The following is a 9,316-nucleotide window of genomic DNA, read 5'->3' on the forward strand; positions in this document are numbered from 1 at the left end:
ATCATTCTCCTGTCTACTCTGCGTCACTGTTGATGTATTTGGAAACGATCTCATCAAATTTTCCATTCTCTTTGAGCTGTTTGAGCGCATCGTTTACCTTGTCGACCAAATCGCTGTCTTTCTTAAAGCAGAACGCGTAAGCTTCTTCTGTATAGTCTGTCTCAAGAATCTTAAGTCCTTCGTTCTCTTCTACAAATGTCTTTGCCGGCTGTTCGTCGATGATGACCGCATCAACTTTTCCCTGCTGCAGAGCCTGAACCGCCTCCATACCTTTGTTGAAACGCTGTACGCTCTCATCTCCAAAATCATCTGTGGAATAGATATCACCTGTTGTCCCCTGCTGAACACCTATTTTCTTGCCTTTAAGATCATCCGGAGATGCAATCTCAGCGTTATCTGCCTTTACAATAATCTTCTGCTTGGATGTATAATACTCATCTGAAAAATCAACCTGTGTTTTTCTATCCTCTGTGATCGTAAGACCTGCTGCCCCAAAGTCTGCCTTTCCAGTTCCCACAGCAGGAATAACAGAATCAAACGCCATATCTTCAATCTTTACTTCCATACCAAGTATCTTCCCGATCTCTTCTGCAAGTTCTGCATCGATTCCGACAATCTCCTGCCCTTCATAATATTCAAATGGCGGAAACTCGGCATTTGTCGCCATGACCAAAGTCTCCTTCTTCTCCCCATCTTTTGAACCGCTTTCCTTGTTTCCGCAGGCAGCCAATGAAAATACGCAAACACCTGCCAGCACTGCACACATCAACTTCTTCAATTTCATGATCTCTTCCTCCAAACTTCTTATATTTTGACTTATAATTATGTATCTCTTTTTTAGTCATGTACTTATAATATCACATAATTGATAAAAATCAAGTGGCTATTTATACATTTTTCTTGCATAAATAACCACTTTTTTTATACTCATTATCCGAAGATCCCAAAGTAGAGCAATACCACAACACCAAGTACAATGCGATAGTACCCAAATGCTTTGAAGTCATGCTTTTTGATGTATCCCATCAGAAACTTGATGGCAAATACAGACACAATGAATGATACAATACACCCGACTGCCAGGATCACTGCTTCTATGGATGTATAATGGAATCCGAATTTGATCACTTTAAGCCCGCTTGCAGCAATCATAGTCGGAATTGCGAGGAAGAATGTAAATTCTGCCGCAACCGGCCTTGCCACCCCGATAAGCAGCGCTCCCACGATCGTGGCACCTGAGCGGGAGGTACCTGGGATCATGGCCAGAACCTGGAACCATCCGATGGCAAACGCTGTCAGGTATGTCAGCTCTGAAAGACTTGCCGTGCGGACACGCATATGTTTATTCCTGTTTTCAATTACTATAAAAAGAATACCGTATATGATCAGCATCGCAGAGATGACAATGTAGTTTGACAGTTTTTCGTCAATGATATCATTGATCAAAAGTCCCACTGCAGACGGTATACATGCGACAACCACCTTCATCCAAAGCTGGATTGTTCCTACTTTCTCTTTGTAGCTCTTTCTTGGTGAAAATGGATTGAGTTTGTGGAAATACAGGACAATAACTGCTATCACTGACGCAAGCTGGATGACTACCTTGAACATATTCATAAACTCATCGCTGACATTCATATGCAGAAATTCATCAGCAAGCAGAAGATGTCCTGTGCTGCTGATCGGAAGCCACTCCGTGATTCCCTGAATAATACCCATTATTATAGAAACAAATATATCCCACATTTTTTATTTTCCTCCTGTTTTTCTTTTATGACAGTACAAATTTCTCGATTGCTTTTGCCGCCCCGTCTTCCTCATTGGAAAGTGTCACATAATCTGCCGCAGCTTTCACTTCCTCCATGCCGTTTCCCATGGCAACTCCAAGTCCGGACATTTTTATCATACCTATATCATTTTTTCCATCCCCGCAAGCCATAATCTCCTCTTTTTCAATTCCAAGAATCTCTCCTAAGCGGATCAGTCCAAGTCCCTTATCCACTCCGGCTGCGCAGACTTCGATATTATTCACAAGCGCACCTGTGACCATCACGCCCGGAAGACGCAAAAGTTCCTCCCATGCCTTTTCTTTTTCCTCCAGAGAAGCAAACACACCTTGCACCTTGTCCAGCGGACGACCTTTTTTTTCTAAAGTTTCGCGCACATCATCTACTGGAATCCTTGTGGTCCGTATATATTCGATCATCGCCTCATTGTGAAATCTTCCAAAATATCTGTCAAGCTCTTTCATTTTGTCAATTTCTGCATATCCCTGGCCTTCCAAAAAGAACTCTCTCTCCGTATCATATGTTTCCAAAATATCCAGTATGCGCATGGCCCTTTCCACGGATATAAGATTTTCATATAGCACATGGCCATCCTTCTGGTCTATGATCCTAGCCCCGTTGGAAGAAATGACATAGCGCATGCCCGGAAATTCTCTCAATTCTTTTGGAATCCCCCCAAGCGGCCTGCCTGTGGCTGCCAGGACAACGATTCCCTTTTCAATCGCTTTTTCAAGGATTGATTTCGTGTATGGGGAGAGGGTTTTGTCCTCCCTCAAAAGGGTCCCGTCAAGGTCCAGGCCAATCATCTTAATCTTTTTGTTCATACATCCTAAGCTCCTTTTTCTCCCTGTCAAAAAACATCAGTTTCTCACTGATCTTGTCTTGGTTCCTTTTATAACTCTCCATCCCAAAGATCCGCATCTTTTCTATCCCATCGAGATCCTTTGCCGGCATAAACAAAACCATGTCCTTTGCCGGTGCCATGATCACAAGGTCGTCTTCCAGTTTCTCGGCACACAGATTCCAGATATGCTTAAGACAGAGGGAACTTGCCTCATGGTGACCGTCAGCAACAATTCCAAATCCCCCGTACAATGTCTGTGAAATCACAAAATGTACATTTTTTGCAAGGTTTTCACATGCTTTGTAGTACAGTTTCTCAATATCACATCCCGGGGGCAGCATATTCTCCTTCAGGATCTCAAACGTTTCATTCTCCCTCTTGATCACAAACACAACCATCAAATCCCCCACAAAAGAGACAAGAGGCGTGTCTTTTTCGGAAATGATTCTCCCGCCAAGCACTTCGTGGTCCACAAGTTTCTCTTTTATCCATGGATAAATATGTTCCCTGATATGCTCTTGGATATATCTATCCTCTTCATATTTCTTCATGATTTTTATACTCCTTCTTGTACATCTGCTCTTCCATTCTAACAAAGTTTGCTTAATTGCGCAATTTATAGTATAATATGTTCGCAATTTATTTTTAACAATGAAGAAGGGATATGAAGAAAGGAAGCAAATCATGAATTTGAAAAAAAAACATGGAGCGCGAAGACTGGCAGTACTGGTTACTAGTTTTGTACTCTGCATCAACAGTATGCCGATTCACGCAGAGGATTCCGTGGAGGATTTGGAACAGCAGACCAATACTCTGAAGAATCAGGTCAATGATTTAAACTCCGAAATCACCTCTGTATCCGAAGAGCTGCAGGATTTGGTCATGAAGATCAACTCCACCAAAGAGGCCATGGAGGCCACTGCCTACGATCTGGCAAACGCTGAGGTAAATGAGAAAAATCAATACGAAGACATGAAACTGCGGATCAAACAAATTTATGAAAACGGAGATTTTGGATATCTGGAATTTCTCTGTTCCGCAGAAGACATGAATGATTTACTGAACAAAGCAGACTTCGTAAAGGCTGTCAATGAATATGACCGCCAAAAGCTACAGGAACTTATCGATATCCGAAATTCAATTGAAGAAACGCAAAATGAATTAAAAGATGAAGAGGTTACATTAAACAACCTCCAAGTAACATTAAATAAAAAACAGGCTGACTTGCAGACAAAACTAAGCCAGGCTGAAAAGGATCTAAGCGCTACCTCTGAACAGCTCGCAAGCGCAAAGGCTGCGATCAAAGCTGCAGAGGAAGCAGCAAAGAAAAAAGCGGAACAGGAGGCAAAGGAACGAGAAGAGGCTGCAAAAGAGCAGGTTGCACAAAAACCATCTGCCCCATCCACCCCATCGGCTCCACCATCAGGCGGCAGTTCCTCGGGCAGTGGGTCCTCCGGCGGTTCCTCCCAGGGTGGAAATTACCTTGGTGTATTCAAGATCACGCACTACTGTCCTTGCAGCATTTGCTGTGGACCGAACGGCGGAAACTACACTGCCTCCGGCACAAGGCCAACGGCGGGCCGTACCATTGCGGTCGACAAACGTGTGATTCCCTTTGGAACAAAAGTTGTCATCAATGGCCATACTTACGTGGCAGAAGATTCCGGCGGTGCTATCAAAGGAAACCGCATCGACATCTTTGTCAACACCCATCAGGAAGCCTTAAATAAAGGCGTGTACTATGCAAAAGTTTATAAACAATAGTCAGACCCATTTTCATTCCCTTTAGCATGAATTAAGAAGAATCCCGTTGGAACCAGGTTTTCTAAGACCTGGTTTTCCAGTGGGATTCTTCTTTTGCTGTTCTCTAAAAACTTCTAAGCTGTTTGGGGGCGCACGAAATAATTGTTCCCTTCTTTAATTAACTGCTGTTTTCTATGACACCTTCTTATCTGTTTTTTCTTTTTTTCAATAGTCCTGCTGACACACAGATCGCCCCTCCTGCAATGATCATGCACACGATCACTGCCATCACATCGGTTACATCCCCTGTCTTTACTGATTTTACAGGTGCTGTCTTTTCAGCGCTATTCTCACCGTTTCCTTTTTCTCCTGATACCAAAACCACTTTCTGTTCCTCTTTTTCAGAAACCACCGGCGTCAGCTTTGCAATTGCATCTTTCAATTCCTTTTCCGCATCTTTTACTTCAACTGACGTTGCCGTTTCATCTTCATAAACAGATTTTGCCTTGGCATAGGCCGTGGTAAATACAGCATAGCTTCCTGCCTCATAATCGTCCTCATAAAGCTCTGCCGCTTTGTTCAAAAGCTCTTCTAAAGCACTTTTATCCGGAATCCGCTGCAGCCCTGCCATTGCGGACATCAGCTCCTGCCATGCGCTATCTACTTCTTCCTGCATGGCATCCCCGTCTTCCAGAACTGTTTTTGCCTTTGCCAGAGCCTTTGTAAACGCTGCTTTTCCCTCTTCCAGGTACTGGGAAAGATTCTCGTTCATATCCTCGGCAAATGCAACTACTTTTTCAAGTTCTGCCTTATCCCCCTGCTTAAAGGAGAAGTACTGCATCACTTTCACTAATTCCTGCCATGCAGCATCTACCATTTCCTGGGTTACACTTTCATCCCCCTGTTTTGCACGCTGGAGAATATCCTGCCCCTGAATTTTTAATTCCTCAAATCTTTCTACAACAGAAACAACCACTCCTGTAGTATCTGCATTCTCTGCAAGCTCAAGCGTATACTCCAGAACATCTGTTGAGACTGGTTTTACAGGCTCTTTTGCTTTTGTCGTAAAATCAATGGTGAATGCATCCTGATAGTTGTTGGAATACTGCTTTTCATGATTTACAACGATCGCATTGTAGAATGTGCCAGGAGTAAGCCCTTCAATTGTAATGCTGTCCGCATCTTTTGGGATATCCGCATATTTTTTACCATTTATCGCAATATATGCAGGCTCGGTGTTTTCTTCCCTTACAATATCATCCCATGTTACGACGGCTGTGGTTTCATCCGTCTCCACATGGTACGGATTGTAAACCGTCTCCATCTCTGCGGCTCCTATCACTTTTCTGTATACTTTGAACTCATCAATATAGATATCTTTTGAACCATTCTGGAAATTTCCATCCGCTCCAAGGACAAATCCAAGTCCTGTATCAATACTGCTGCCCTGCTGTCCGCTGATATCCGCACTGTCTGCTTCCCGTCCGTCCACATAGAGGACCATCTGTCCGTCTCTGTCAAACGTAGCGGCAATATGATGCCATCCGCCGTCTAATGCCTTCTTTACACGGTCCGTATCTGCTCTTTCCTGGTCTTTTCCTGTAAAGTTCAGTCCAAATCCATATCTGTCGCTGGAGAATGTTCCAATAGCAAACCCTTGGTTTGCTCCTGTGTCCCAGTTTTTATTGGATACAACTGCATAGTCGCCCCAGTCAAAGGCATCGCCTTTTGCCCAGAACATAATGGTAAAATCATCTTCACCGAATTTCAGGTCTTCTGCATCCCCAAAATCAATGTACTGCTCTGCCCTGACTGCTTTTCCTGCTGTTTCTTCTGAGTTTGTGATATGGAGCGCTTTTCCTTCCACACCGTCTACAAACTCAACATTTCCATTAATCGTACCATCGTTTCCATGTCCAGATTCGTCCTTTGCTGTACCATCATCAAAAGATACATCCAGAACTTTTCCAGGCAGGTCCTTCTTCGGGTCCATATCTATCACATAATCATACTCTGGCATCCATACATTATTTTTGTAATCATACATGCTCAATAGTACCTTATCTTCATAGACAGTTACATGGTAACCGATCTCTCCTCTTGACTGTCCTGTATCATTATAATAAAAACTCGGCATATCTACCATTGCGCCGTAATCTGTATCTATCACTGTGCAGGAATCAAGTCCGTTATGTATATGCCCGGTAAACATTACTGTCTGAGGGTATTTTCTCAACACTTCTTTTACTGCATAGTCCTGTACGCCGATACTCCAGTCATTGCTGTTAAAATAAGTATCTCTCATTGCCTGATGGAAGAATATAAAAATCGGTTTTCCCTCTTCCGCTCCTTCTGCCATCTTTTTGTCAAGCCATTCGATCTGCTCATTAGAGATATACGCTCTATCCTTTGTATCCCACTCTGTATTCAGAATAATGAAATGATACCCTCCGATCCACTTATCATAGTAAACTTTTCCGTCTGTATCTCCCATATATTTCTGATTATATCTCATATAGCGCTCGTAAATTTCATCCCATCCTGATTTCCAGCGTACGTCATGATTACCGATTGCACTCAGGGTTGTCATACCTTCCGGTGTATAGTTATCGATAATATTATAATATCCTTCAAACTGGTCTTCATTTCCAGAATCAGAGATATCTCCGCCGTTCATGATTCCAAGGGAATCCGGGAAAAGCTTTCCGATCGTTTCGTATGCATGGATCAAATGCACTGCATTGTCATCCTCCATATCATTGTTTCTGATATGTACATCACTGAGAGCCTCAAACTCCACGATTCCCTTCTCAGGAGTAAAAAATACATTGAATGCATCTACAAGCTCCTGACGCAGTTCATCAAGTTTCTGCACGTCTGTCACGCCTTCTGATTCTTTTTTCACTTTGTCAAGCACAGCCTGAAATTCTGCTTTTTTCTCATCAGATTTGTCAGACGCATCCAACTGTTGCTGATATTTGTCTATCTGACGTTTTAAGACATATGGAGCATTCATCTCTTTCAATTTTTCGGCCGGAATGATTCCTCTGTATACTTCAAATTCATCAATATAAGAATCTTTTACCGCATAGTGGCGGTATCCATCTGCTCCGATAACAAAGTTTGCTACATTGATAGAGTTGCCCTGCTGTGGAGTTAAATCCTTACTGTCGATCTTTTCTCCGTCGATATAGAAAATCATCTCTCCGTCCCTGTCAAAGGTGCCTGCCACATGATGCCATGTATTGTCTGTGGCTTCTGTCCATCTTCCAGTCTCGATTCTACCTTCTCCTCCTGTTGCAAAATTCAATGCCATTCCATTTCTGAAATCCGCAATCACAAAACCATCATTGCTGCCGGTTGACCAGTCCTTGTTTCCTACTACAGAAACTTCTTCAGGATCATCCCCATTTGATTTATACCAGAACATTATGGAAAAGTCTTTTTTGCCAAACTGCAGATCTCTTGCCTGGCCAAAGTCAATACACTGCTCTGCCTCATTTCCTGTAGCTGCAACATCTGCGGAATTGACAAGATGCACTGCTTTTCCTTTTACACCCTCTGTAAATTTTACGTCCCCGATGATCGTACCGTCATTTCCTCTTCCTGAACTATCGGTCGCATCCTCATTGTCAAAAGTCAGTTTCAATACCGGTTCATTTTCCACATAATCCTCTTCAATGAACACCTCGTAGGCTGCCTCCAGAGTTTCAACAATTTCCTCAATCTTGGCAATATCGTCTACTCCTTCTCCATCCTGCCTTGCCTTCTCAATTGCTTTTACAAAAGCATCTTTCTTCTCCTGTGTCTGTGTAGAAGATGCAAGCTCCTCTTCACAGTCCGCAATCTTTCCCTTGAGTACATACTGTGCACTCAAACTCTCTACCTGTCCTTTGTCAAGAGCACTTTTGTACACCTGGAACTCATCAATAACAGAGTCTTTAACTGAATAGTGGTGATATCCATCTGCTCCGATGACAAAATCAGCCACATCAATGTTTCCACCCTCCTGCGGGGTCAAATCCCTTCTGTCCACTTCTCGCCCATCAATGTACAAGACCATGTCGTCATCCCTATCAAAGGTACCGGTCACATAATGCCATGTACTGTCTGTGGCTTCTGTCCATCTTCCGGTCTCAATTCTACCTTGCCCTCCTGTTGCAAAATTTAATGCCATTCCGTTTCTGAAATCTGCAATCACAAGGCCATCATTGTTTCCAGTTGACCAGTCCTTATTTCCTACTACAGACACCTCTTCCGGATCGTTGCCATCTGATTTATAGCAAAAAGAAATTGTAAAATCTTCTTTTCCAAATTTTAGATCATCTGGCTGTCCAAAGTTGATATACTGCTCCCCTTCTACTCCTGCCGCTGCTACACCATCTGGATTTACGAGACGAATTGCCTTCCCTTCCACACCGTCTACAAACTTGGCCGCTCCGACAATTGCCCCGTCGTTTCCTCTGCCTGAACTGTCGGATGCATCCTTTCCATCAAATGTAACATTTAAAACAGGTTCTAAATTTTGACGTTTTACTTTTATGGATTGTCCCATATTTCCATCCATGGCCTGTACCGGAGCTGCTGCACTCATGGAATATGGAACCATCATGGCTGCAGCCATCACTCCAGCTACTAATTTTTTCATTTTCATACCTCTGCTCCTTCCTGTGTCAAAATTCATTTCCATAGTATCACATAACACTGGAATAGTCTTTAAAATTTATTGGCGAATTTCCTAAATTATAGTTGTATTAGTTCATTTTTCTATCATTCTCAACAAACAAAATCTTGTATTCCTTTATCCAAAAAACTATTTGACTCTTATTCTTAATAAAAAATAGGCTTCGCCTATTCAACTCCCCTGCCCCTCATTCATGAGGGGATAGGGGGTTTTCTTTTGTTACTTTTTCTTGCATAATAGATTTATGAACATCTTACA

The 9,316-nt window shown here is 42.7% G+C and carries 6 protein-coding genes; 1 reads left to right on the top strand and 5 read right to left on the bottom strand.

Annotated features, from left to right (window positions below; translation table 11 throughout):
* Window positions 1-13: 13 nt before the first annotated feature.
* From B5F18_RS11025 to B5F18_RS11040, 4 genes are all read right to left on the bottom strand, one after another.
* On the bottom strand, window positions 14-784 hold the full coding sequence (locus B5F18_RS11025) for a basic amino acid ABC transporter substrate-binding protein (RefSeq protein ID WP_087157711.1): 771 nt from the start codon (window positions 782-784) through the stop codon (window positions 14-16).
* Window positions 785-930: 146 nt separating this feature from the next.
* Window positions 931-1,746 (bottom strand): undecaprenyl-diphosphate phosphatase, encoded by an 816-nt coding sequence (locus tag B5F18_RS11030; protein ID WP_087157712.1) that lies wholly within the window; start codon window positions 1,744-1,746, stop codon window positions 931-933.
* A gap of 25 nt (window positions 1,747-1,771) precedes the next feature.
* On the bottom strand, window positions 1,772-2,611 hold the full coding sequence (locus tag B5F18_RS11035; RefSeq protein WP_087157713.1) for a Cof-type HAD-IIB family hydrolase: 840 nt from the start codon (window positions 2,609-2,611) through the stop codon (window positions 1,772-1,774).
* Entirely contained in the window at window positions 2,595-3,182 is a 588-nt protein-coding gene (locus B5F18_RS11040; protein ID WP_087157714.1) for a hypothetical protein, read from the bottom strand. The genes B5F18_RS11035 and B5F18_RS11040 overlap by 17 nt, the downstream gene beginning before the upstream one ends.
* 133 nt (window positions 3,183-3,315) lie before the next feature.
* Here B5F18_RS11040 and B5F18_RS11045 point away from each other — a divergent pair, with 133 nt between their 5' ends.
* On the top strand, window positions 3,316-4,395 hold the full coding sequence (locus tag B5F18_RS11045; RefSeq protein WP_162607585.1) for a 3D domain-containing protein: 1,080 nt from the start codon (window positions 3,316-3,318) through the stop codon (window positions 4,393-4,395).
* Window positions 4,396-4,579: 184 nt separating this feature from the next.
* On the opposite strand, the gene B5F18_RS11050 is transcribed toward B5F18_RS11045, so the two are convergent.
* Window positions 4,580-9,028: a LamG-like jellyroll fold domain-containing protein gene (locus tag B5F18_RS11050; protein ID WP_162607586.1), complete on the bottom strand. Its 4,449-nt coding sequence runs from the start codon at window positions 9,026-9,028 to the stop codon at window positions 4,580-4,582.
* Window positions 9,029-9,316 lie beyond the last annotated feature (288 nt).

It is taken from the genome of Lachnoclostridium sp. An181, assembly GCF_002160325.1.
Taxonomy (GTDB): domain Bacteria; phylum Bacillota; class Clostridia; order Lachnospirales; family Lachnospiraceae; genus An181.

Bases quoted from the DNA above. Each gene is read 5' to 3' on its own strand.
- B5F18_RS11045 (WP_162607585.1), top strand. From the start codon at position 3,316: ATGAATTTGAAAAAAAAACATGGAGCGCGAAGACTGGCAGTACTGGTT.
- B5F18_RS11035 (WP_087157713.1), bottom strand. From the start codon at position 2,611: ATGAACAAAAAGATTAAGATGATTGGCCTGGACCTTGACGGGACCCTT.
- B5F18_RS11025 (WP_087157711.1), bottom strand. From the start codon at position 784: ATGAAATTGAAGAAGTTGATGTGTGCAGTGCTGGCAGGTGTTTGCGTA.
- B5F18_RS11030 (WP_087157712.1), bottom strand. From the start codon at position 1,746: ATGTGGGATATATTTGTTTCTATAATAATGGGTATTATTCAGGGAATC.
- B5F18_RS11040 (WP_087157714.1), bottom strand. From the start codon at position 3,182: ATGAAGAAATATGAAGAGGATAGATATATCCAAGAGCATATCAGGGAA.
- B5F18_RS11050 (WP_162607586.1), bottom strand. From the start codon at position 9,028: ATGAAAATGAAAAAATTAGTAGCTGGAGTGATGGCTGCAGCCATGATG.